The sequence below is a fragment of the Polynucleobacter sp. AP-Feld-500C-C5 genome, from assembly GCF_018882265.1.
In the GTDB taxonomy this organism is placed as follows: Bacteria; Pseudomonadota; Gammaproteobacteria; order Burkholderiales; family Burkholderiaceae; genus Polynucleobacter.
This window is the reverse complement of sequence record NZ_JACVOW010000023.1, coordinates 60541-81810: the sequence shown is the minus strand read 5'-3', so window position 1 is coordinate 81810 and position 21270 is coordinate 60541. Positions and strand designations below refer to the sequence as shown.

Annotated in this window: 25 protein-coding genes; 11 read left to right on the top strand and 14 right to left on the bottom strand. The window is 44.8% G+C overall.

All coding sequences use genetic code 11. The features are described from left to right. The first annotated feature begins 228 nt into the window (after positions 1 to 228). Positions 229 to 483: an accessory factor UbiK family protein gene (locus ICN21_RS08145; protein ID WP_215319168.1), complete on the top strand. Its 255-nt coding sequence runs from the start codon at positions 229 to 231 to the stop codon at positions 481 to 483. 27 nt (positions 484 to 510) lie between these two features. On the opposite strand, the gene ICN21_RS08140 is transcribed toward ICN21_RS08145, so the two are convergent. Genes ICN21_RS08140 through ICN21_RS08110 form a run of 7 tightly spaced genes read right to left on the bottom strand, consistent with a single transcriptional unit; the run spans position 511 to position 5229 of the window. Continuing rightward, a complete protein-coding gene (locus ICN21_RS08140) occupies positions 511 to 1092 on the bottom strand; it encodes a hypothetical protein (protein ID WP_216178056.1) in 582 nt (193 codons plus the stop codon). Beyond that, positions 1085 to 2095 (bottom strand): lipoyl synthase, encoded by a 1011-nt coding sequence (gene lipA / locus ICN21_RS08135; protein WP_216178055.1) that lies wholly within the window; start codon positions 2093 to 2095, stop codon positions 1085 to 1087. The genes ICN21_RS08140 and lipA overlap by 8 nt, the downstream gene beginning before the upstream one ends. Next, positions 2092 to 2736 carry a lipoyl(octanoyl) transferase LipB gene (gene lipB / locus ICN21_RS08130; RefSeq protein WP_216178054.1) on the bottom strand — a complete coding sequence of 215 codons (645 nt, stop codon included), beginning with the start codon at positions 2734 to 2736 and terminating at the stop codon, positions 2092 to 2094. Before lipB ends, lipA begins: the two co-directional genes overlap by 4 nt. Before the next feature lie 9 nt (positions 2737 to 2745). Beyond that, a complete protein-coding gene (locus ICN21_RS08125; RefSeq protein ID WP_216178053.1) occupies positions 2746 to 3012 on the bottom strand; it encodes a YbeD family protein in 267 nt (88 codons plus the stop codon). 32 nt (positions 3013 to 3044) lie between these two features. Next, the gene (locus ICN21_RS08120) at positions 3045 to 3761 is read right to left on the bottom strand and encodes an alpha/beta hydrolase (RefSeq protein ID WP_216178052.1); all 717 of its coding nucleotides are present in this window, start codon (positions 3759 to 3761) and stop codon (positions 3045 to 3047) included. A gap of 48 nt (positions 3762 to 3809) precedes the next feature. Beyond that, a complete protein-coding gene (locus ICN21_RS08115; RefSeq protein ID WP_216178051.1) occupies positions 3810 to 4118 on the bottom strand; it encodes a ferredoxin in 309 nt (102 codons plus the stop codon). Between the two features lie 16 nt (positions 4119 to 4134). Further along, positions 4135 to 5229: a VanZ family protein gene (locus tag ICN21_RS08110; protein ID WP_216178050.1), complete on the bottom strand. Its 1095-nt coding sequence runs from the start codon at positions 5227 to 5229 to the stop codon at positions 4135 to 4137. A 37-nt stretch (positions 5230 to 5266) separates the two neighbouring features. On the opposite strand from ICN21_RS08110, the gene ICN21_RS08105 reads away from it, so the two are divergent. Continuing rightward, positions 5267 to 6061, top strand: a complete 795-nt coding sequence (locus tag ICN21_RS08105) for a biotin--[acetyl-CoA-carboxylase] ligase (RefSeq protein WP_216178049.1) — start codon at positions 5267 to 5269, stop codon at positions 6059 to 6061. Next, positions 6058 to 6870 (top strand): type III pantothenate kinase, encoded by an 813-nt coding sequence (locus tag ICN21_RS08100; RefSeq protein WP_216178048.1) that lies wholly within the window; start codon positions 6058 to 6060, stop codon positions 6868 to 6870. The genes ICN21_RS08105 and ICN21_RS08100 overlap by 4 nt, the downstream gene beginning before the upstream one ends. Here the strand turns inward: ICN21_RS08100 and rfaE2 are convergent. After that, positions 6867 to 7355 (bottom strand): D-glycero-beta-D-manno-heptose 1-phosphate adenylyltransferase, encoded by a 489-nt coding sequence (gene rfaE2 / locus ICN21_RS08095; RefSeq protein ID WP_215319192.1) that lies wholly within the window; start codon positions 7353 to 7355, stop codon positions 6867 to 6869. The genes ICN21_RS08100 and rfaE2 overlap by 4 nt on opposite strands. A 93-nt stretch (positions 7356 to 7448) precedes the next feature. On the opposite strand from rfaE2, the gene ICN21_RS08090 reads away from it, so the two are divergent. The 5 genes from ICN21_RS08090 to ICN21_RS08070 are packed head-to-tail and all read left to right on the top strand — an operon-like array spanning position 7449 to position 12266. Next, entirely contained in the window at positions 7449 to 8030 is a 582-nt protein-coding gene (locus tag ICN21_RS08090) for a glutathione peroxidase (RefSeq protein WP_215319194.1), read from the top strand. After that, positions 8027 to 9415 carry an FAD-dependent oxidoreductase gene (locus tag ICN21_RS08085; RefSeq protein ID WP_216178047.1) on the top strand — a complete coding sequence of 463 codons (1389 nt, stop codon included), beginning with the start codon at positions 8027 to 8029 and terminating at the stop codon, positions 9413 to 9415. The genes ICN21_RS08090 and ICN21_RS08085 overlap by 4 nt, the downstream gene beginning before the upstream one ends. Then, positions 9416 to 10201, top strand: coding sequence for a DUF1365 domain-containing protein (locus ICN21_RS08080; RefSeq protein ID WP_216178046.1), 786 nt, complete (start codon positions 9416 to 9418; stop codon positions 10199 to 10201). Then, on the top strand, positions 10198 to 11493 hold the full coding sequence (locus ICN21_RS08075) for a cyclopropane-fatty-acyl-phospholipid synthase family protein (RefSeq protein WP_216178045.1): 1296 nt from the start codon (positions 10198 to 10200) through the stop codon (positions 11491 to 11493). Before ICN21_RS08080 ends, ICN21_RS08075 begins: the two co-directional genes overlap by 4 nt. Further along, positions 11490 to 12266 carry an SDR family oxidoreductase gene (locus ICN21_RS08070; RefSeq protein WP_216178044.1) on the top strand — a complete coding sequence of 259 codons (777 nt, stop codon included), beginning with the start codon at positions 11490 to 11492 and terminating at the stop codon, positions 12264 to 12266. Before ICN21_RS08075 ends, ICN21_RS08070 begins: the two co-directional genes overlap by 4 nt. Before the next feature lie 36 nt (positions 12267 to 12302). Here the strand turns inward: ICN21_RS08070 and ICN21_RS08065 are convergent, their stop codons facing one another. From ICN21_RS08065 to argS, 3 genes are read right to left on the bottom strand one after another with little or no spacing between them, the layout of a single operon-like run. Then, entirely contained in the window at positions 12303 to 12947 is a 645-nt protein-coding gene (locus ICN21_RS08065) for a thiol:disulfide interchange protein DsbA/DsbL (RefSeq protein ID WP_216178153.1), read from the bottom strand. A gap of 10 nt (positions 12948 to 12957) precedes the next feature. After that, a complete protein-coding gene (locus tag ICN21_RS08060) occupies positions 12958 to 13575 on the bottom strand; it encodes an SPOR domain-containing protein (protein ID WP_216178043.1) in 618 nt (205 codons plus the stop codon). A 35-nt stretch (positions 13576 to 13610) separates the two neighbouring features. Then, positions 13611 to 15305: an arginine--tRNA ligase gene (argS, locus tag ICN21_RS08055; RefSeq protein ID WP_255534279.1), complete on the bottom strand. Its 1695-nt coding sequence runs from the start codon at positions 15303 to 15305 to the stop codon at positions 13611 to 13613. Positions 15306 to 15373: 68 nt separating this feature from the next. Here argS and ICN21_RS08050 point away from each other — a divergent pair, with 68 nt between their 5' ends. Next, positions 15374 to 15691 (top strand): DUF1840 domain-containing protein, encoded by a 318-nt coding sequence (locus tag ICN21_RS08050; RefSeq protein WP_215319212.1) that lies wholly within the window; start codon positions 15374 to 15376, stop codon positions 15689 to 15691. Here ICN21_RS08050 and metH read toward each other — a convergent pair. Further along, positions 15688 to 18438: a methionine synthase gene (gene metH / locus ICN21_RS08045; RefSeq protein ID WP_216178041.1), complete on the bottom strand. Its 2751-nt coding sequence runs from the start codon at positions 18436 to 18438 to the stop codon at positions 15688 to 15690. The genes ICN21_RS08050 and metH overlap by 4 nt on opposite strands. After that, entirely contained in the window at positions 18435 to 19499 is a 1065-nt protein-coding gene (locus tag ICN21_RS08040) for a homocysteine S-methyltransferase family protein (RefSeq protein WP_216178040.1), read from the bottom strand. Before ICN21_RS08040 ends, metH begins: the two co-directional genes overlap by 4 nt. Positions 19500 to 19573: 74 nt before the next feature. On the opposite strand from ICN21_RS08040, the gene ICN21_RS08035 reads away from it, so the two are divergent. After that, complete coding sequence (locus tag ICN21_RS08035) at positions 19574 to 20035, top strand: PhaM family polyhydroxyalkanoate granule multifunctional regulatory protein (protein ID WP_215319216.1); 462 nt, start codon at positions 19574 to 19576, stop codon at positions 20033 to 20035. Here ICN21_RS08035 and ICN21_RS08030 read toward each other — a convergent pair. After that, entirely contained in the window at positions 19935 to 21032 is a 1098-nt protein-coding gene (locus ICN21_RS08030; protein WP_216178039.1) for an MBL fold metallo-hydrolase, read from the bottom strand. The genes ICN21_RS08035 and ICN21_RS08030 overlap by 101 nt on opposite strands. A 41-nt stretch (positions 21033 to 21073) precedes the next feature. Between ICN21_RS08030 and ICN21_RS08025 the strand changes: the two genes are divergently transcribed. After that, the gene (locus tag ICN21_RS08025) at positions 21074 to 21250 is read left to right on the top strand and encodes a DUF1289 domain-containing protein (RefSeq protein ID WP_216178038.1); all 177 of its coding nucleotides are present in this window, start codon (positions 21074 to 21076) and stop codon (positions 21248 to 21250) included. Positions 21251 to 21270: the final 20 nt, after the last annotated feature.

Genomic DNA, 21270 nt, shown 5'->3' with positions numbered 1-21270 from the left:
TTGGATGCTTAATGCATGAAGAAACTATGATCTTTTGGGTATTCATGGATTTGTCATAAATCCCCCTAATAAGGCACCTGCACTTTTTCGGTGCTTAATCTTGCCCCATATATGTGAATTTTGGCCTTTTTGGGCTGTTTTAAGCCTTTTCGCCTATTTTTAGCCATCCAACATAAAATAAGAATGTGTGTGTTTTATGCAACTCTTAACCCAACTGAAAAACCCATCATGCAAAAACCTGGCGAAATCCTCGAGCAAATCCAACGCATTGCTAACGATATGCAAAATAAAGTGGGTGATGCCATTCGTAATTCACCAGCTCAAGAAATTGAAAAGAATGTGCGTGCAATGATGAATCAAGGTTTTCAGAAAATGGATCTCGTGACTCGTGAAGAATTCGAGTTACAAAGCAAAGTACTTGCAAAGACCAGGGAAAAACTAGAAGCACTTGAAGCAAAAGTTGCCGCACTAGAAAAAAATTAATCCACTTTCATTTTTCGCTCTACAGTTTCACTCTGGATGAAACTCATTAAAAAAGTTTGCGTACTCTTCTTTAGATAAAGCTACTTTTGCATCGCTGCTATCTGCATTTGCATGCAATACAGATACTTGATATATCCAAACTCCACCACCCTCAACTGAACGCACTATCCAGCGCACTCTCATAGTTTGTTGAGCTTTACTGTTTGAGCTAAACGCAATGAAATAATCTTTAATAGGCAATCGCTGATGACTGCCAGCTTGATAGAAAACATCTTCTGTCAAAACAGTACCGCCCGATGCTTTTGCTCGCTCCAATAAATTACTGTGTAATTGATCAATGATTTTCTGAGCTGAATCTGATTGATTGGATGGTACCTGAAGCGAACTGATGGAATAAATATCATCATCGATTTTTACTGCCTCAAGCGTTTGTTTGAATTCTTGATCTTGATAGGGGATGAGTCGCTCAAGTTTGTCTGGCTTACCCGGAAAGAGAGCTGTATATCGCTGCTCAGGAGATTGGACTGTGCGCCAATTAAGCTTAGGACTGCAGGCTGCTAAAATACAGGCTGCTAAAACTACACAAGCTCTTAAAACACTTTTAAACAACGCCCGCTCCATGCGCCTGTTGATCTGCATGATAACTAGAGCGCACCATTACACCAACTGCGGCATGCGAGAAGCCCATTGCATAAGCCCTCTCTTCAAACATCTTAAATACATCAGGGTGAACATAACGTTGAACAGGCAGATGATGACCTGAAGGCGCAAGATATTGACCGATAGTGAGCATATCAATATCGTGCTCACGCATATCCTGCATGACCTCTAAAATCTCTTCGTCAGTCTCTCCCAACCCAACCATCAAACCACTCTTTGTTGGGATCTTAGGAAAGCGTTCTTTAAAGTCTTTCAATAACTTCAGTGAATGCAAATAGTCGGCCCCTGGTCGCGCTTGTTTGTATAAACGGGGAACCGTTTCTAGGTTGTGGTTCATGACATCAGGCAAACCATTGGGTGCATGCTCTGCAAAAATATCAAGCGCCTTGTCCAGGCGACCACGGAAATCGGGCACCAATACTTCAATACGCGTATTTGGAGACAGGCCGCGTGATTGTGAAATGCAATCGACATAATGCATCGCCCCACCATCACGCAAGTCATCGCGATCAACGCTAGTAATCACGACATAATTTAATTTCAACGCTGCAATTGTGCGAGCCAAGTTAGCCGGCTCTTTCTGATCTAGCGGATCTGGTCTGCCGTGACCTACATCACAAAACGGGCAACGTCGCGTGCACTTATCGCCCATGATCATGAATGTCGCCGTACCCTTACCAAAGCATTCACCAATATTGGGGCAGCTGGCTTCTTCACAAACAGTTACTAATTCGTTTTCACGCAGAATCTTTTTTATCTCCGCAAAACGTGAGTTGCCTGATGCAGCCTTTACCCGAATCCAATCTGGCTTTTTGAGAACTTCCTGAAGAGGCACAATCTTGATTGGAATGCGTGCAGTCTTCTCACTCGATTTTTGCTTACGCGTAGCGTCATACTGAAGGTCTTGTCGCCCTTCAATAGATTGCTTAGTATCGGTCTTGTTAACAGTCATGATGGTATTAGTTGCTTTTGCAAATGGCTCAAAAGCTTTTGGCTAATTGAATCCATATTGTCCTTGATCCCAAGGGTTTGCATGTCTACTGTCCTTAAGCCCTCATAACCACAAGGGTGGATGCGCCCAAAAGCATCTAAATCAGTTGCTACATTCAGCGCTAAGCCATGATAGGAGCAGCTTTTAGAGACCTTGAGTCCAAGAGCTGCCACTTTTGCCCCAAACCATTCTGGCGAAACTCCAGCCTGCTGAGAAATATAGATCCCTGGTGCGCCTGGTTTTCTTTCAGCCTGTATTCCAAAATCTCCCAGGGTATCAATTAGGGACTGCTCAATACGCGAGACCAACTCTTTTACAAATATTCCAAGACGCTTCAGGTCGAGCAATAAGTACACAACGATCTGACCAGGCCCATGGTAAGTAATCTCCCCGCCACGATCTACTTGCACCAGCGGGATTTGATTGCTTGGGGAGTGCAAGTTACCAGCATCGCCAGCCAAACCTAAAGTAAATACTGGCGGATGCTCCAAGATCCAAATCTCATCTGGAGTACTAGAATCGCGATCCTTAGTAAAAGCGCGCATTGCCTCATATGTTTTTGCGTAATCAGCCAAACCAAGATGTTTTACTAAAGCCGTCATGAGCGCTAGTTAGAGAACAATACTCACCAATGGATGAGTTGAAAGCGTTCGATAAAGCTCGTCAAGTTGCTCACGACTGGTTGCGGTAATCGGCAGAGTAATGCCAAGATAATTTCCATCCTTCGATGGTCTTTGCTCCACCTTACTCTCATCCAATATTGGATCAAACTGTTTAGCAATATGAATGATTGCGGGCAGGTACTCAGGAATATTTTTTCCCATCACCTTAATCGGAAAAAGAGAGGGATATTCAATGAGTGATTTTTCTTCGGCCATAATTTTATTAACTCAATTTCCTATTGTTCCAATCAACTCTTGCGATGGTCTGGCATACCTAGCCAGGCGCTTGTAATGATGTTGCGAATGCAATGCAGTCTACGATGAAAGAAATGGTCTGCGCCAGGCACTACTTGCACTGTTAACTCTTGCGGAAGTGCCCAATCAAAGACATTTTTCAAGAGAATAGTTTCGTCCAGCTCACCATGAATCAGAATGGTATCAGCGGGCACCGGAGCCAATGTCCACTTACCAGCAGCACTTCCCACCATTACTAAACGCTCGGCAGGACGCCCAAGCTCAGCAAGCCTTTGCACCAAATGACTGCCCACAAAACTGCCGAACGAGAACCCTGAAACCACCAGCGGCAAAGTATTGGCCGCATTGACCCAAGGTTGATGTACTGTCCCTTCAAATTGAGACCAACTAGATGGGATTTGCATCCACTCAGTGACATGCAGTAAATCTTCTAGTTCTCCTACACCATGATCGTGAACACCTGCAGTACCCCCAACACCCCGAAAGTTTGGACGCACACTGACATATCCCAATTGATTAAATGCACGGGCCATTGTTTGTGCAACTTTGTTGTCCATAGTGCCGCCCAACAGAGGATGCGGATGCGCAACTAAGGCGAGTCCACGTACTGCAAATGATGGATCATTTTTTAATTCATCAGGAAGATCGATGGACATTTCTATCGCGCCCACGATGCCATCTATATGAATTACTTTTGTACGGCTATTCATGAAGAAAACTTTCAACAATAACTAAAAACTACAAATTGCTCAAAAGCGCTACGCTAGCTGCAAGCGCTCTACTGGAAGGCCATTGATTAAATGGGATTGGATAATTTCTTCTACATCTTCTTTATCTACCAAGGTATACCAAACACCCTCTGGATAGACGACCATCACTGGTCCATCAGCACAACGATCCAAACATCCTGCTTTATTCACACGAATCTTTCCGGGTCCAGCTAGCCCCAGCTCTTTGACCCGGTTCTTGGCGTATTCAAATAGCGCAAAGGCATTATGCCGATCGCAACAATCTTCCCCATTACTGCGTTGATTCAAACAAAAAAATAGGTGGTGTGAAAAGCTCATCAGAAAATTATATTCATCAATACTTTGATTTCAGGTCTACTAGGTTGCGAATCATCCAAACAGAGGCTAGTGGTAACCATATCACTGAAACCCATTGCATTAACTCATTAAAGTGCAATAGTCGTCCCTGGTTCCAATGCCTGAGAGTCAGGATGAAATAGGGGTTATCAGGCATTACATTAATGGCGACCGTAATACCTATCAAACAAAATATTGCTAACAATTGCTTTGTTATTAACTTCAAACGCAAAGCCCAACGTAGTGCAACTATTGCCAATAACATTCCCCAAAAGGCGCCTGCTGTCAGCCAAATGAAGCTGAACTCCCAACCAAACTGAAGCGCTGTAAACAGAATTTTTAGCAACACCGTAAGACCCAGTAAGCCGTTAAGGATATGCCATTGTGGCGCCTTGAGGCGCATCCCCGAAGAAAGCAAAAGCGCAACGCCAAACCAACAAAAACCAGTAATGAGGGTTTCTTGAATGACTTGATTAATGACTGTCGTACCCCAATCAACAGGGCCAAAAATGACGTGTCCCCAAAGTCCTACGCCAAGCCATGAGCTTTGGGGATAAATCTGCGACCATGGAAATAGCAGAAAAAGAGCACATATCGCCCAATTCACACCGAACCATTGACCAAACTTGCGCCGGATGGCAGTTCCAGATAGCCACTCGGGTCCCAAAGGAATAGCCAATAAACCGCCCAATAAACCTCCAAACACATTGGCCCACCAATCCATCAAGCTTGGAATACGCGTTGGAACCCAAGTTTGTAGAGTTTCAACACTCAGGGCCAATAGAGCACTTAAGCTAATAGCCATTCCTAAAGCAACAAAATTTCGCCAGCGAGGATATGCCGAAAAGACTAGTAAAAATCCAAAAGGAATATAGGCCAAGATGTTCACTGAAACATCAAAAAGCGTGATGAAGCGCGGTAAAGGGGCATCTAGCCAGGCCCATGTAGCAATCCCATTCTGAAAGTCAAAATCAAATGGATTTAGGCTGACATAGAGAATCAGTAATGCATAAGCAAGACTCATTGCGCGAGCCAGCGGCATCGCTTGTAGAGGCCATATTAGTTTGCGGGGGCGCTGATCATTTACATCCATTCCACAATTCTAGGTCAGACCTTTCTACAATGGCGAAATGACCGCTAATTGCATCCTTGAACGTGTTATCGAGACTAAATCAACAAATGATGATCTCTTGGAGCGCTGGCGTGCTGGCGCGCTGATAGATCCTGTAGCTCGTATTGCCCACATACAGACTGCTGGCAAAGGAAGGGCGGGACGCGCGTGGCTCTCTAACCCAGAGGACTCCCTTTGCTTCTCAATGGCCTTCCCCTTTCATCGCAGCCCTACAGAACTAACCGGTCTTAGTCTATTAGTTGGTATTGCCGTCATTAAAGGCATTGCTCGCGCATATCAACTTGATCCATTCGATCTTCACCAAGCAGGATTGCGCCTCAAATGGCCTAACGATTTATTGCTAAACGGCGCAAAGCTAGCCGGAATTCTAGTTGAAGGTGGACAAGCCCAAGTTGGGGATCCAAGCTGGATGATCGTCGGTGTTGGCATTAATTTATGCAGTGCTAATGCAATCGAAAAAGATCTGCAAAACGGGATAAAAGTCAGCTCCTTAGAAGAGTTACTTCCACAGGGAAGCAAACTCCCTGATGTCGAATATCTTTGGCTAACGCTACTAGAGTCATTCGAGGAGCATTTCAAAAAATTTGATCAACTAGGTTTTGCTGCCTATCAACAAGAATGGCTTCACTGGGATGCTTTTACAGATCAGAAAGTCTCTATTTCAGGCGCCAGTAAAGATCCTAGTTACGGTATCGCAAAAGGGGTTGATATGAATGGCGCTCTTTTGCTTGAGCAGGAAGATAAAACGATTGCTATTTATGCTGGTGACGTATCACTGAGAGTGCAATCATGAGTCTGTATTTATTATTTGATATCGGTAATACGCGCTTAAAGTGGGCAGCAGTTGAGTCTGCTCAAAATCCTTCTGATCAACAGAAAAAATTGTGGGCCTACTCTGGAGCTATTAGCAGTAAGTCACTGCAATCCGCAGAGCATAGAGCGGAGTTGGCTGATTACATTTCTAAAACTTTACCTAAACCTAGTACCATTGCATTTAGTTGCGTCGCAGGGCAAGAAGCTATCGAGCACCTCAAGTCACTCTTTCCACAGTGGCAAGATGTTGAATGGAAGCAACTCATGGGTGATAGTACTGTTGATGGCATTCGCACCCTATATCAAGACCCCAGCAAACTAGGGGCTGACCGCTGGGCCGCCGTCATCGCAGCGCGTGCACTATCAAAAACAAATGCCTTAATCATCAACGCAGGCACTGCCACAACCATTGATTTACTTGGTTCTAACGGCGTGCATTATGGCGGCTGGATTCTGCCGGGCCTTGAAGTCATGCGCAAGAGTTTAGAAGAAAATACGGCACAACTACCACTAGCAACTCCAGTAGAGTCTCAACATGGTTTTGGTTTATCCACGAATGAGGCCATTATTAGCGGATGTAATGCCGCGCAAATTGGTGCCATCCAGTGTGCGATCGAGCTTGCAAAACAAATGAATCAACCCGTTGAAAAAATTTGGCTTGATGGTGGTAACGCAAAAATATTAGCAACTGAAATGAAGCAATTTAGCAAACTGAATACATTAAATATAGAAACCAGTGAGGGGCTAGTACTGCGAGGTATTTGGAGTTGGCTTTTACAAAATCATTAAGAGCGAATTTTGCCTAGCAAACTGGTTGTAGAGCGCTCATACAAAAATGGAATGGCAATGGCTTTGCCACCCCACGTTTTGACAAGCTGAGTTTCAGCCAAAGTATCAATCTCATAATCGCCTCCCTTGACATAAATATCAGGACGAATTTTCTCAATTAGATTTACTGGGGTTTGCTCGGTAAATAGCACGGCCATATCAACACTTTCAAGAGCAGCTAATAAAGCTTGCCGATCAGATTCAGAATTAATAGGTCTATCGTCACCTTTACCCAGCATTTTTACCGAAGCATCTGAATTCACGCCAACTACAAGACTTGCCCCTAGAGAACGGGCTTGAGAAAGGTAACTCGCATGGCCACGATGCAAGATATCAAATACACCGTTGGTAAATACTAGGGGTCTGGGCAATTTAGCAATTCGTGCCTCAAGTTGCTCGGCTGGGCAAACTTTAGACTCAAATGAAGGTGGGGGCAAAGAGCTCATAACGCAATATTAATGGCATTACAAACTAAGCTGCGATATTACCCAGAATGTCTTAAACTTGGGCACTCAAAAGCAGAAAAATAAAGTGACAATATGAACCGCAAGAGACTCAATAAAGTGGCTGGTTGGCTTTTCGTACTCTTTTTCTCCATTTCTGGAATCGAGATTGCAAATGCCGCCCCTAATTGCAGCCCCCTGCTTTCGCACACTTTCCTCCGTCTCCAAGACGAAGCACCGCAAAGTCTTTGCCAATATCAAGGCAAGGTCATCCTGGCGGTCAATACAGCAAGTTTTTGCGGATTTACGAGCCAGTATGAAGGTCTCGAAAAAATTTACGCTAAATATAAAGATCGAGGTTTTGTTGTGCTGGGCTTTCCATCGAATGACTTTGGCCAACAAGAACCAGGCAGTAACAAAGAAATTGCTGACTTTTGTAAAAATACTTACGATGTGAAGTTCCCGATGTTTGCCAAGAGTAATGTTTCTGGAAGTAACCCGAACCCCCTCTTCAAAATGTTAATTGCCAAAACAGGCACAACGCCAAAATGGAATTTCTATAAATATTTAATAGACCGTAATGGCAACGTGATTGATTCTTTTGGAAGTATGACCAAGCCCACTAGTAGCAGTATCACCAATCAAATAGAAAAACTCCTAGAGGAAAAAGTTCAGTGAGCAAAAAAAGAATTGCGATTGTTGGCGCTGGAATCTCTGGACTTGGGTGTGCATATGCATTAAGACAGAACCCAGATATTGAACTGACAATATACGAAGGCGGGGATCATATTGGTGGTCACAGCAATACCGTTGACTTTACTTGCAATATCGCTGGTGAAAGTGTTGCGCACGGTGTTGATACTGGCTTTCTAGTATTTAACCGCAAGACTTACCCCAGACTAGTTAGACTGTTCGAGGAAATCCAGGCTCCAGTTGCCCCTTCTGAAATGTCTTTTTCTGTGTCGATTGATGTTTCTGAAAAAAATCCTGCGCATCGAAAGATAGAGTGGGCTGGCAATGACATCAATTCATTTTTTGGACAACGCTCTAACTTACTATCTCTGTCATTTTGGCGTATGGCTTATGACATTCTGCGTTTTAATCGCATGGCAACTCGGCTTGCTCATGAACAGATTGCTGCGGGTCATCATCATACTCAGCCAGATGAAACGATTGCTAATTTCCTAAACCGAAATCGCTTTAGTCACAGCTTTAGAGAGAATTATTTCCTGCCTATGATTGGTGCAATCTGGTCTTGCTCTGTGGAGCAAATGCTGGAATTTCCAATCCAGACGATGATCCGTTTTTGTCACAATCACGGTTTACTGCAAATTCAAAATCGGCCGCAATGGCTCACCATTCAAGGCGGATCCCGAGAATACGTAAAGCGCTTAGTCAGTGCCTTAGAAAAAAATCAGGTCGCGATTAAGCGTGATTCTGTATTGCGCGTCAACACAAGCCAAGATGAAAGCGCCCAAGTTGAAGTGATTAGTTCTGCAGGCTCAGCCTGGTTTGACGAAGTAGTGATGGCCTGTCATAGCGATCAAGCCTTAGAGCTTGTGCATGGGATTGAGCAACAAGCCAGAAATATCTTAGCCGCCATTCCCTATCAAAAAAATCGTGCGATTTTACACACGGATACCAATTTCTTGCCGGAAGCAAAGCGTTGCTGGGCTGCATGGAACTACACAGCAAAGTCTGGTGCAGCACCAAGCTCGAAGCAGCACGTTAGCGTCAATTACCTCATTAATCGCTTACAGCCTTTACCTGCAAAACTCAACAATACCCAAATTATTGTGAGTCTTAACCCCTCCTCAGAACCAGATCCAAAACTGGTACATCAAGAAATTCATTATTCACATCCAATATTTGACATGGGCGCTATTCAAGCACAGAAAGAGTTGCCACTCATTCAAGGTAACTCATCTATTTGGTATTGCGGGGCATGGACTGGCTTTGGCTTCCATGAAGATGGTCTGCGCTCTGGCGAACTAGTCGCAGAAGCTTTAATTGAAAGCATCCGCCCGGCTCTCAATGTCATCCCAAAACAAGATGCACGCTAAATGAATCAAGCAAAGATTAACTTTGGAGATGTAAAACATAGTCGTCTTCGACCGGCAAAGAATGCTTTTGGATATGGTGTATTTACCGTATCTATCCCGATGCGGGCTCGCAGACAAAATCCTCAGCTTCTGAGCAATGGTGGTCTAGGCGACAACAAACTAAGTTTATGTTCATTCTTCGATAAAGACCATGGGCTTGGAGGCAAAGACAGTCTAGCCTGGATTGAAAATATTCTGCAAGAAAACAATCTACTGAATAAGGATGGGGAAATTTGGTTACAAACTTTTCCTAGAGTATTAGGCTATGTTTTTAACCCTGTCAGCTTTTGGATCTGCTCCGAGGCAGATGGAAAAGTTTACGCAGTATTGGCTGAAGTAAATAATACCTTTGGCGAGCGTCACTGTTATTTATTACACAAAGATTCTGGAGAGCCGCTTCTATCCGGCGAGACCCTCACCAGTAAAAAAGTATTTCATGTGTCACCTTTTTGTGCAGTCCGTGGTGAATATCGGTTCCGGTTCTTGTTTGCTCAAGATAGCAATTCCAAGCAACACTCTGTTGCCCGCATTGAACTTCACGAAGATGGCCTGCCCCTCATCAATACCAGCATTAGCGGAAAAAGCCGCCTGCTTAGCAAATCCACGCTTTATTTAGCGCTCTTACGCTACCCATTAATGAGCTTGGGAGTCATTTTCCGTATTCACTGGCAAGCATTAAAATTATGGATTAAAGGTGTACCTTTTCATTCAAAACCTAAACCACCAGAATTTGAAGTCAGTAGATGAATCGCCCCGGACAAAACTTACTCTCACGACTCAATTTTTCGCGCCCGCAAAACCGCGCGATTAACTCATCTAGTAAAGATCTCAGTAGCAAAGCACTTCTGACCAGTTTGTCCAGACTCAGCAGTGGCTATCTCAAAATGACTTTGCCAGATGGTGAAATACGAGAATTTGGTAAGCATACAGATTCATTAAATGCTGACATTCAAATTCATGATTGGTCTGTTTTCAAACAAGTGATGTCACATGGCGATATCGGCTTTGCAGAGAGCTATATCCGCGGCGAGTGGAACACTTCTAATCTCCAAGCGATTTTGGAATTGGCTATTCGTAATCGCACCATTCTTGAAAAAGCAATTTACGGTAGCTGGCTTGGATCGATCCTCTACCGTTTTAAGCACTGGCTTCGTGATAACAGCAAAGCTGGTAGCCGCAAGAATATTCATGCACACTACGATCTAGGGAATGCTTTTTATAGCCTGTGGTTAGACCCAACGATGAGTTACTCCAGTGCCTGGTTCTCAGAAAGCGACAGGCAAACACTGGCTGAAGCGCAGCGCGCTAAGATCAGGCGGATTCTGGAATCACTCAAGACTAAACCAGGAGATCATATATTAGAGATTGGCTGTGGCTGGGGTGGCATTATGGAGGAGGCATTATTAAGTGAGCGCTCCATTACTGGCCTGACACTTTCGACTGAACAAAAAGCCTTTGCTGAAAATCGTTTGGCAAAGATAGAGGCAAAAGCAAATAAGGCCCAATCGTTTGAAGTTCGGTTGCAAGACTATCGTGACTGCCAAGAAAAATTCAATGGGATTGCTTCCGTTGAAATGTTTGAAGCTGTTGGAGAAAAACATTGGCCAGAATACTTTCAGATGATTGCTAAATGCCTCAAGGCTGGCGGTAAAGCCTGCATTCAAACGATTGTGATTGCTGAAGAATTATTTGAACGCTATCGCCACAACACTGACTTTATTCAGCAATATGTCTTTCCAGGTGGAATGCTACCTTCTCGCTCTAGCTTTAAAGCAAGTGCAGAAAAGGCTGGTCTTCAAATTGAGGCGGAATTTGCGTTTGGATCTGACTATGCCAAAACACTCTGCCTCTGGCGCGACAGTTTTAACCAAAAACTCCAAGAAGTTCGCGAACTAGGCTTTGATGAGGCATTCATCAGACTTTGGAATTTCTATTTGATGTATTGTGCCGCAGGATTTTCAGAGCGCAATATTGATGTTGTGCAGTTCACTTTAAGTCATCAGCAAGCCCCAACATCTCCGGATGCGCTGACAGCATGAAACAAACAGGTATAGCAAATTTTGCAGGAAAGCGCATCTGGGTCATTGGCGCCTCTAGCGGAATTGGCGAAGCATGCGCTAAAGCCTTCATCAATCAAGGCGCTAAAGTTGCGTTATCGAGCAGAAGAGTAGAACGTTTAAATACAATCGCAGAGCATGCAAAGCTTACTCAAACCTTAGTCATTCCATTAGATGTCACCAATCGTGATCAACTCACTCATGGCTATCAGACTCTCCTTAAAACTTGGGGTGGATTAGATTTATTACTATTTGTCTCAGGCATCTATGTGCCCTTACGGGCAGACGATTTTGAGATCAATATTGCAGAGCAAACGATTGAGGCCAATCTCCTCGGACCCATGAGGGCAGTTGCACTAGTCCTACCTGAAATGCTCAAGGCGCATTCCGGACATATTGCCATTGTTGGTAGCGTTGCAGGATATAGCGGCCTACCTAAAGCATTAGCTTATGGTCCTAGTAAAGCCGGCATCATCAATTTCTGTGAAACTCTGTACTACGATTTACTACCGCAAGGTATCAGTGTTCATATGATCTCCCCGGGTTTTGTTGCAACCGAGGCTACTGCTCAAAATGATTTTGAAATGCCTGCCTTGATTACGGCTGAAGAAGCTGCCAAAGAAATTTTAAGCGGCATCCAAAGAGGGGAATTTGATATTCACTTCCCCAAGAGATTCTCAGGATTTTTAAAGTTCTTAAGAATTCTGCCTTATCCACTCTATTTCTGGATTATGCGGCGCTTCGTTAAAATCTAAGCAAGAAGAAGGAGTACTTGTAATGCTTGAGAATTACTACTTGTACTTATCTTTCCGAATTTTCTCTTCGAGATAATCCATCACAGCAATTGCTTTAGCTTTAGTCCCAGCTATAGATGGTGAAGTAACGTACTTGCCCTGCATCACAATCGTAGGAACACCGTCAATACGATATGCCTCCGCCAATTGCTTGGCAGCTCTTGCCTTAGACACAACAGCAAAGGAGCGATAGGTGGCTAAGAAAGTATTACTATCAACGCCTTGTGAGGCAACCCAATCTGTAATTTCAGGCTCGGTCAGTAAACGTTTATTTTCCTTATGCATCGCATACATCACCTTCTCATTCAAGGCATTACCTTTACTCATCGCCTCAAGCGCATAGAAAAGTTGGCTATGTGGTAAGAAATCATCGCGGAACGCTACTGGCACTCTACGGAAAACCACATCCTTTGGTTGACGCTTCACCCAAGCACTAAGATCAGGCTCAAAGTCATAGCAATGGGGACAGCCATACCAAAAGAATTCAATGACCTCAACTTTGCCTTTGGTTTCTACTGGCTGAGGCACAGGCAAAACGCGATATTCAAATCCCTCTTCAATTTTTTGTCCCTGCGCAATGGCAAGGCCAGTCAAAAAGATAAAGGAGAATACAAAAAATAATCTTTTGCTAAATGCGATCATCATGTTTACTTTACTTGCTAGCTTTGATAAGAGTGGGTTTGATACCTAAGGTATTTAACTTGTCACGCACTGGATTACTTTCTTCAGGACTGTTGTAAGGCCCTGAGCGAACACGCCATAGAGTATTTCCATCAGCAGTAACTTCGCTCAATTGTGTTTGGATACCCTGAATAGCTAGGCTTGCTTTTTGCGCATCTGCATCTGCACGTTTTGTAAAAGCACCAACCTGCAAGAAATAAATAGCATCGCTCTTTGCGGCTGCTTGAGCAGCAGCTTCCGCTGACTTCTTACCGCCTACCAAATCGCCAATAGGATCAGTGGTAGCTGGTGCAGGACTTTTGCCTTGTAGTGGCTTATTCAAATCTAATTGCTCTGCGGGGGCAGCAGCCTCTCCCTCAGCTTGAGCGGCAGGCTTAATCAACATTGGTAAATTTGGCGCGCGTACGCCAGGTCTTTCTTGAGGCGTATTTTTAGAAAGGTAGAAAGCAATAAAAAATGCAATCCCAAGACCAGCGCCTAAACCCAAAACAAAGCCCAGAATAGTGCCGCCATATTGAGCATTATTAACAGAAATAGATTCTCTTTCGTGCTTCATGAAGCCATCCTGCTGATTCGGTTTTTTCATCATTTCCTCATCTTACCTATTCACGCTATTCTTTGCTACTACATCTTTGCTGGTGCAGATACCCCTAGAACCTTTAAACCATTCTGTAGAACTTGGCGGGTGGCTGATAAAAGAGCAAGTCGGGCTAATTTCAGGCTTTCATCATCTACCAATACACGATCGGCGTTGTAGAAAGTATGGAAATCTCCCGCCAAATCCCGCAAATAGAAAGCAAGCGCATGCGGGGCCAATTCAGCTGCTGCATCCGTTAACACCTCAGGATACTCAGCCAAACGTCTTAGCAAATGATCTGAAGCTTTACTTTGTAATAAAGATAAGTCTGCACCCGCTAGATCTGACGTGCTGCCGCCCCATTGCTGCAGGATCGAACTTATCCGCGCATGGGCATATTGCACATAGAAGACAGGGTTCTCATCGTTTTGTTGAAGCGCTAAATCAATATCAAATACAAATTCTGTATCCGCTTTGCGAGAGATGAGGAAAAAGCGCACTGCATCACGTCCGCGCTGTAGCGCTAACTCTCTTTCCTCTGGTGTCATTTCTGGAGTAACACCACCAGACCACTCAACTAAATCGCGCACTGTCACGTATGAGCCAGCCCGCTTAGAAATTTTGACCTCTTCGCCATTGCGCATCACGGTAACCATCTTATGCAATACATAGTCTGGATATGTCTTCGGGATTTCCCAACCACGCTTCTGAGCCACACCCTGCAAGCCTGAACGGACACGTGCAATCGTGCCGTGGTGATCGCTACCTTGCACATTGATCACTTTTGTAAAGCCACGGTTCCATTTGCTGGCGTGGTATGCGACATCAGGAACAAAGTAAGTAAAGCTACCATCGGACTTACGCATCACACGATCTTTGTCATCGCCATCATCAGTTGTTCTGAGCCAAAGTGCGCCCTCGGATTCATAGGTCTTACCAATGCTCTGTAAATCCTGAACAATCTCACCAACGCTACCATCTGTATATAAAGAAGACTCTAGGTAATAGCAATCAAACTTCACACCAAATATTTTCAAATCGATATCTTGCTCATTGCGCAAATACGCAACAGCAAATTGACGAATAACTTCTAGATCATCGCGATATTCGGGAGATGTTTTAAATGCTGTTGCAATCTCCGCAATATATTCACCGTTATAAGCTTGCTCAGGCCAATTAGTATCACCAGGTTTCAAACCATTCAGACGCGCCTGAACAGATAAAGCAAGGTTGGCTATCTGAACGCCCGCATCGTTGTAATAAAACTCACGATGCACCTTAATTCCCTGGGTAGCTAATAGATTTGCTAACGCATCACCAAGGGCCGCCTGCCTGCCATGACCAACATGCAATGGGCCAGTGGGATTGGCTGAAACGAATTCAATCATGGCGCTAGCAATAGGCTCGCCTCCTTGAGCAATCTCACCAAAATAAGAACCACCCGAAAGAATCTCTCCAACTACTGCCGTTTTGGCTGCATTGCTTAGTCTGAAATTAATAAAGCCAGGACCAGCGATTTCACAAGATGCGATTAATTGCTTAAAGTCAGGTTGCTTTTGTAAACGCTCTACCAAAGCTTGGGCCAGATCTCTTGGGTTGAGCTTCCAAGCTTTTGAAAGTTGGAGAGCAATATTACAGGCGACATCGCCATGATCAACAGCCTTAGGACGCTCTAAGCGGGGCGCTGGTGTCTCACCTAGTCCGCGCTCTTGAGCCAAACCCTGAAGGGCTGCGCCCAGCATTTCAATTAAACGATTTTTATTAGTCAGCAACATAGATAGGTGAGTTTATCAGGTGGTAAGCTATCAAAATGATCTATCAATTTCGCTCCAAAGCGGGTCCGGACGTCATCATGCTGGCGGATCTGACTCAGCGAATTTTTGATATTTTGGGTCGGCCACTGGAACCCAGAGGGATCCTCACTAAAGAACAGCTCCCCACTCTCATTACAGCCTTGGAAACAGCCATCCTTCAAGACCTTGAAGAACGCTCTAAGGCAAATAATCCGGCTAATGAAAAAACTGAAAAGCCAAAGTTAGCCGACCGACTTGGCCAAAGGGCTTATCCTTTTTTAGAACTCATGAAACAGGCTAAAGCCAAAAATGAGCCTGTGATGTGGGGTGTTTAATCTATCAAGCTAGCTAATTGACGGCGGACATCCTCGACAGACTGCCCTCGACGCTGAGCAAGATCCTCCACTTGATCGCTACTCATTTTTCCAACATTAAAGTATTGCGCATCTGGATGAGCCATATAAAAACCGCTCACGCTAGAAGCTGGATTCATCGCCATTGACTCAGTCAGAGTCATGCCAATATCTTCAGAGCCAATCACTCTTAGCAAGTCCTGCTTTACTTCATGCGCTGGGCAAGCAGGATAACCTGGCGCTGGACGAATACCACGATATTCTTCATTGATCATCTGATCGTTGGTTAAAAGCTCATCTGTTGCATAGCCCCACAAATCAGTTCGCACACGATGGTGCATCAGTTCTGCAAACGCTTCGGCCAAACGATCTGCTAGAGCCTTTAACATAATGGCGCTGTAGTCATCATGCTTTGCCTGAAACTCAGCAACTTTCTTTTCAACACCATGGCCAGTAGTCACTGCGAAGCAGCCAAGATAGTCGGCCACACCAGAATCTTTTGGCGCTACGTAATCCGCTAGACAACGATTAGGTCTGCGCGCACCATCGACCACTGGGCGTTCAGACTGTTGGCGCAAATTGTGCCAAACAAATAATGGATGTTGGCGAGCCTCATCGCTATATAAAACAATATCATCACCCACTGTATTGGCCGGGTAAAAAGCGACCACAGCATCAGCTTGAAGCCATTGACCCTTCACCAACTTATCCAACATAGCCTGAGCATCGGCATACACTTTGCGTGCCTCTACTCCAACTACCTCATCATCCAAAATAGCCGGAAATTTTCCTGCTAAATCCCAAGTTTGAAAGAATGGTGTCCAATCGATGTATTTAGCAATATCACTCAGTGCAAAGTTTTTAAAAACGCGGCGTCCAATAAACTTTGGCTTTTCTGGAACGTAGCTAGACCAATCAATCATCTCGCGATTTTTACGAGCAGCTTCTAAGGAAATGGTTGGGGCAGCCTTCTTGTTGGCATGTTGCTCACGAATACGGACATAATCATCGCGCAAGTCTTGAATAAACTTCTTAGCACTTTCATCAGAGAGCAAGCTTGAGGCAACCGATACCGAACGCGAGGCGTCTGGCACATAAACCACCGGGCCATCATAATGCGGAGCAATCTTCACGGCAGTATGAACACGAGAAGTAGTAGCGCCACCAATCATTAAAGGAATTTGACGCTCACGGAAATAATCATCGCGCTGCATCTCTTGCGCAACATAAGTCATCTCTTCAAGTGATGGCGTAATTAGTCCCGATAAGCCAACAATGTCAGCATTTTCTTCTTTGGCACGCTTCAGAATTTCTGCACAGGATACCATCACACCCATATTAGCCACTTCAAAGTTATTACATTGCAGAACTACTGTCACAATATTTTTACCAATATCATGGACGTCACCTTTAACGGTAGCCATCACGATCTTGCCCTTAGCTTTCGCTTCGCCACCAGCAGCAATGTGCTGACGCTTTTCTTCTTCAATGTAAGGAATCAGAATGGCAACCGCTTGTTTCATCACACGAGCGCTCTTTACGACCTGGGGCAAGAACATTTTGCCGGCGCCGAATAAATCGCCAACTACGTTCATACCATCCATCAGAGGGCCTTCAATAACCTCAATTGGCCTACCGCCAGCGCCCATAATTTCCGCACGCAGCTCTTCGGTATCTTCTTCGATAAATGTGGTGATGCCATGAACCAAAGCATGCGTTAAACGATCGCGCACTAGGTTATCGCGCCAGACCAAGTTCTCAATCTGCTTAGTACCATCGCCTTTGAATTGATCAGCAATAGCCAGCAATCTCTCAGTTGGCGTTTGGCCATCTTTATCTTTAAAGCGGTTTAGCACGACATCTTCAACGCGCTCACGCAACTCAGGATCTAAATCTGCATAGACACCTAATTGACCAGCATTGACGATGCCCATATCCATGCCCGCTTGGATAGCGTGATACAGGAATACCGTATGAATAGCCTCGCGTACGCGATCATTGCCGCGGAAAGAGAAGCTCACATTCGAAACGCCACCACTGACCTTGGCGCCCGGCAGATTTTCTTTAATCCAGCGAGTAGCGTTAATAAAATCGACTGCGTAGTTATCGTGCTCTTCAATACCCGTGGCAATCGCAAAGATATTAGGATCAAAAATAATATCTTCGGCTGGAAAGCCGATTTCATTGACTAAGATGCTGTAGCAACGCTGACAAATCTCGGTCTTGCGCTTAAAAGTATCGGCTTGACCGACTTCATCAAACGCCATCACTACCGAAGCAGCACCATAGCGACGGATCAAGCGAGCTTGTTTACGAAAAGATTCTTCGCCTTCTTTTAAGGAAATCGAATTCACAATCGGTTTCCCTTGAATACATTTCAGCCCTGCTTCGATCACGCTCCACTTAGAAGAATCGATCATGATGGGCACGCGAGCAATATCAGGCTCGGAGGCAATCAGATTTAAGAAGCGCGTCATCGCCGCTTCTGAATCCAACATGGCCTCATCCATATTGATATCAATGACTTGAGCACCGCTTTCAACTTGCTGGCGAGCCACTACTAGCGCCTCATCAAATTGATTATTCAAAATCATCCGAGAAAATGCTTTAGATCCAGTTACGTTAGTACGCTCACCAATATTCACAAAACCGACAGCAGAAGTTACATTGAAGGGCTCGAGGCCAGAAAGCTTCATCGCTGGTATTATTTGTTTATCTATCTTACTCATGCTGATTCCTCTGCATTTTCACGATAGAACGCGCGCGGTTTACGCTTCGCAACGGCATTAGCAATTGCCCGAATGTGCTCGGGTGTAGTACCACAGCAACCACCGACCAAATTCACTAAGCCATCTTTTGCAAAACCATCCACTAGACCTGATGTGATATCAGGCGTCTCATCAAAGCCTGTGTCGCTCATTGGATTTGGTAGACCTGCATTGGGGTAGCAAGACACTGCTGTATCGCATATACGTGAAAGCTCTGCGATATAAGGGCGCATTAATGCAGCACCAAGAGCGCAGTTCAATCCAAATGTTAGTGGCTTGATGTGGCGCAAACTATTCCAGAACGCTTCAACTGTTTGACCAGAGAGAATGCGACCAGAGGCATCAGTGACCGTTCCAGAAATCATCACTGGCAAGCGCTCACCCGTCTCTTCAAAAAATTCATCCAGCGCAAACAGGGCCGCTTTTGCATTCAGAGTATCGAATATAGTTTCAACTAAGAATAAATCGACCCCGCCTGCAAATAGACCTTCGATCTGTTCACGGTAGGAGGCACGTAAAGCATCAAAGGTCACATTACGTGCGCCTGGGTCATTCACATCTGGAGAGATGCTGGCTGTTTTTGGAGTAGGTCCAATTGCTCCTGCGGCAAAACGTGGCTTTTCAGGTGTACTGTATTTTTTACAAGCAGCGCGCGCAAGCCTTGCAGAGACTTCATTCATCTCCCGTGCCAAACCTGCCATTTTGTAATCTTCTTGCGCTACTGAAGTTGCACCAAATGTATTCGTTTCAATAATGTCTGCGCCAGCATCCAAATATTGCTCATGGATCTTGCTAATAATTTGTGGCTGAGTTAGCACTAAGAGTTCATTGTTACCCTTAATATCGCCTGGATGATCCGCAAAACGGGTATTAGTAGGCAACCCACGGTAATCAGCTTCACTGAGCTTGTACTGTTGAATCATGGTTCCCATTGCACCATCCAATATCAGGATGCGCTGCTTCAGCAGATCAGGAAGTGCCTGACCACGGGTATAAGGCTGGGACAAACCATTAAATTGCATTGCTTAACCGGGATTAATCTCTAGAATCCCTTATTCTATTGGAAAAGCCACTTTTTATTTATCCCGGAGCCTCTATGTTTGGAACCATTCCAGAATTTAATCAAAGCCTAGAAATGTTTAAAACCATGTGGGGCCAAGGTGCAGCAGGTCAAGCTGGGCAATTTCCCTTTACTACTGATGCCTCAAAGGCTGCCGGGGGGATTGGATCCGCTTTTCCAGGCATGGATATTGATGAGCTCGAGAAGCGCATTAAAGACCTGAAAAGCGTCGAGAATTGGCTCAACCTTAACTTGAATATTCTGAAGTCAACCATTCAAGGTCTCGAGGTACAACACGCCACGATGATGGCCTTGAAGTCTTTTGGGGATGCCGTATCAGCAGCCGGGGCTGCAGCCACGACGCCTCGTGAAGAGCCTGAGACTAAAAAAACCAGTGCTAAACCGAAAGCGAAACCGCGGAAAACCTCAACACGCCGTCCTCGCAAAGCTGGCGATCCAACTTTCCTCGACGAAGTAGGTAATTCAGATGCGCAATAGCCTCGCCCATTGCAAATGTGAGTTGATGAATATCTAATTCACGCTTAAACAAAACTGGCACTATCTCACGAGCAGTTGCTGGTTTTTGACAGGCACCAAGCGCTTCTGCTAAACGCTCATCATGATGAGCATTGAGTTGTGCAATCCGAGGCTTCATGCCAGTAAACGGTTTGCCATGCGAAGGAAGTACCAAAGTTTCATCAGGCAAGGGCAAATATTTTTCTAGGGATTGCAAGTAAAGCCCCAGTGGATCAGCATCCGGGTCAGCATCATAAACACTGACATTAGTAGAGATACGAGGTAACAACATATCGCCAGAAATTAATAAGCCAAGTGCTTTACAAAAAAGCGATGCGTGCTCCGGTGCGTGCCCGTAACCCATGATGACCTGCCAAGAATGGCCACCGATCAAAATCAATTCGCCATCGAGGATACGGCGATATTGTCGAGGCACACCAGGAACCATATTGCTGTAGTAATTTGAGCGCGCCCGAATTTTTTCTAGATCTTCTAGAGCAGTTAAACCATGCCTCTGAAAATGATCTGCTGAGCCGCCCCCACCAGCGCGTGCACCAATAGCAGCGCCACCTTCTTTGCAACTTAACCACTGCGCTGTTAAATAGTCCGTCATAGAAATCCATAGAGGCACCTTCCACTTTTCGCACAGCCATTGTGACAAGCCAACATGGTCGGGATGCATGTGAGTCACGAGGACCCTTAGCACCGGCAGACCTTCTAATTGACTTGCAAAAATCTGCTCCCACGAGGCTTTAGTTTCATCATTTGCAATGCCACAATCTATGATGGTCCAACCGGCAATGCCATCAATTTCATCTCGTAATAACCACAGATTGATATGGTCCAATGCGAATGGCAGGCGCATTCTGAGCCAGCGCACTCCAGGCGCTACCTCAATAGACTCCCCTGCCTGTGGAAGCTGATCACCTAAGGGATAATGGAGTGCACTTTCTGCAGCAGTTTGTTTTTGAGTGCTCATGAATTTATTTTTTCTTTTTTTCTAATACATCTAGACTTACTTTGACTACAGTACCATCACCTTGTATCAACTGGTGCGACATGAATCCTGAAAATGGGTATTGTCGAGGTTGCTATCGCACGCTTACTGAAATCGCAGATTGGTCAGAACTTTCAAATGAAGAGAAACTCAAGGTTTGGTCACAAATAGAAACTCGCAAACCTCAAGCTGCTCAATAGTTCAATAAACGCTTTTTAAA

What these genes read in the sequence shown, in the direction of transcription:
- ICN21_RS08145 (WP_215319168.1), top strand. Translation starts at nt 229, where the DNA reads ATGCAAAAACCTGGCGAAATCCTCGAGCAAATCCAACGCATTGCTAAC.
- lipA (WP_216178055.1), bottom strand. Translation starts at nt 2,095, where the DNA reads ATGACTGTTAACAAGACCGATACTAAGCAATCTATTGAAGGGCGACAA.
- lipB (WP_216178054.1), bottom strand. Translation starts at nt 2,736, where the DNA reads ATGACGGCTTTAGTAAAACATCTTGGTTTGGCTGATTACGCAAAAACA.
- ICN21_RS08125 (WP_216178053.1), bottom strand. Translation starts at nt 3,012, where the DNA reads ATGGCCGAAGAAAAATCACTCATTGAATATCCCTCTCTTTTTCCGATT.
- ICN21_RS08120 (WP_216178052.1), bottom strand. Translation starts at nt 3,761, where the DNA reads ATGAATAGCCGTACAAAAGTAATTCATATAGATGGCATCGTGGGCGCG.
- ICN21_RS08115 (WP_216178051.1), bottom strand. Translation starts at nt 4,118, where the DNA reads ATGAGCTTTTCACACCACCTATTTTTTTGTTTGAATCAACGCAGTAAT.
- ICN21_RS08110 (WP_216178050.1), bottom strand. Translation starts at nt 5,229, where the DNA reads ATGGATGTAAATGATCAGCGCCCCCGCAAACTAATATGGCCTCTACAA.
- ICN21_RS08105 (WP_216178049.1), top strand. Translation starts at nt 5,267, where the DNA reads ATGACCGCTAATTGCATCCTTGAACGTGTTATCGAGACTAAATCAACA.
- ICN21_RS08100 (WP_216178048.1), top strand. Translation starts at nt 6,058, where the DNA reads ATGAGTCTGTATTTATTATTTGATATCGGTAATACGCGCTTAAAGTGG.
- rfaE2 (WP_215319192.1), bottom strand. Translation starts at nt 7,355, where the DNA reads ATGAGCTCTTTGCCCCCACCTTCATTTGAGTCTAAAGTTTGCCCAGCC.
- ICN21_RS08090 (WP_215319194.1), top strand. Translation starts at nt 7,449, where the DNA reads ATGAACCGCAAGAGACTCAATAAAGTGGCTGGTTGGCTTTTCGTACTC.
- ICN21_RS08080 (WP_216178046.1), top strand. Translation starts at nt 9,416, where the DNA reads ATGAATCAAGCAAAGATTAACTTTGGAGATGTAAAACATAGTCGTCTT.
- ICN21_RS08075 (WP_216178045.1), top strand. Translation starts at nt 10,198, where the DNA reads ATGAATCGCCCCGGACAAAACTTACTCTCACGACTCAATTTTTCGCGC.
- ICN21_RS08070 (WP_216178044.1), top strand. Translation starts at nt 11,490, where the DNA reads ATGAAACAAACAGGTATAGCAAATTTTGCAGGAAAGCGCATCTGGGTC.
- ICN21_RS08065 (WP_216178153.1), bottom strand. Translation starts at nt 12,947, where the DNA reads ATGATCGCATTTAGCAAAAGATTATTTTTTGTATTCTCCTTTATCTTT.
- ICN21_RS08060 (WP_216178043.1), bottom strand. Translation starts at nt 13,575, where the DNA reads ATGATGAAAAAACCGAATCAGCAGGATGGCTTCATGAAGCACGAAAGA.
- argS (WP_255534279.1), bottom strand. Translation starts at nt 15,305, where the DNA reads ATGCTGGGCGCAGCCCTTCAGGGTTTGGCTCAAGAGCGCGGACTAGGT.
- ICN21_RS08050 (WP_215319212.1), top strand. Translation starts at nt 15,374, where the DNA reads ATGATCTATCAATTTCGCTCCAAAGCGGGTCCGGACGTCATCATGCTG.
- metH (WP_216178041.1), bottom strand. Translation starts at nt 18,438, where the DNA reads ATGAGTAAGATAGATAAACAAATAATACCAGCGATGAAGCTTTCTGGC.
- ICN21_RS08040 (WP_216178040.1), bottom strand. Translation starts at nt 19,499, where the DNA reads ATGCAATTTAATGGTTTGTCCCAGCCTTATACCCGTGGTCAGGCACTT.
- ICN21_RS08035 (WP_215319216.1), top strand. Translation starts at nt 19,574, where the DNA reads ATGTTTGGAACCATTCCAGAATTTAATCAAAGCCTAGAAATGTTTAAA.
- ICN21_RS08030 (WP_216178039.1), bottom strand. Translation starts at nt 21,032, where the DNA reads ATGAGCACTCAAAAACAAACTGCTGCAGAAAGTGCACTCCATTATCCC.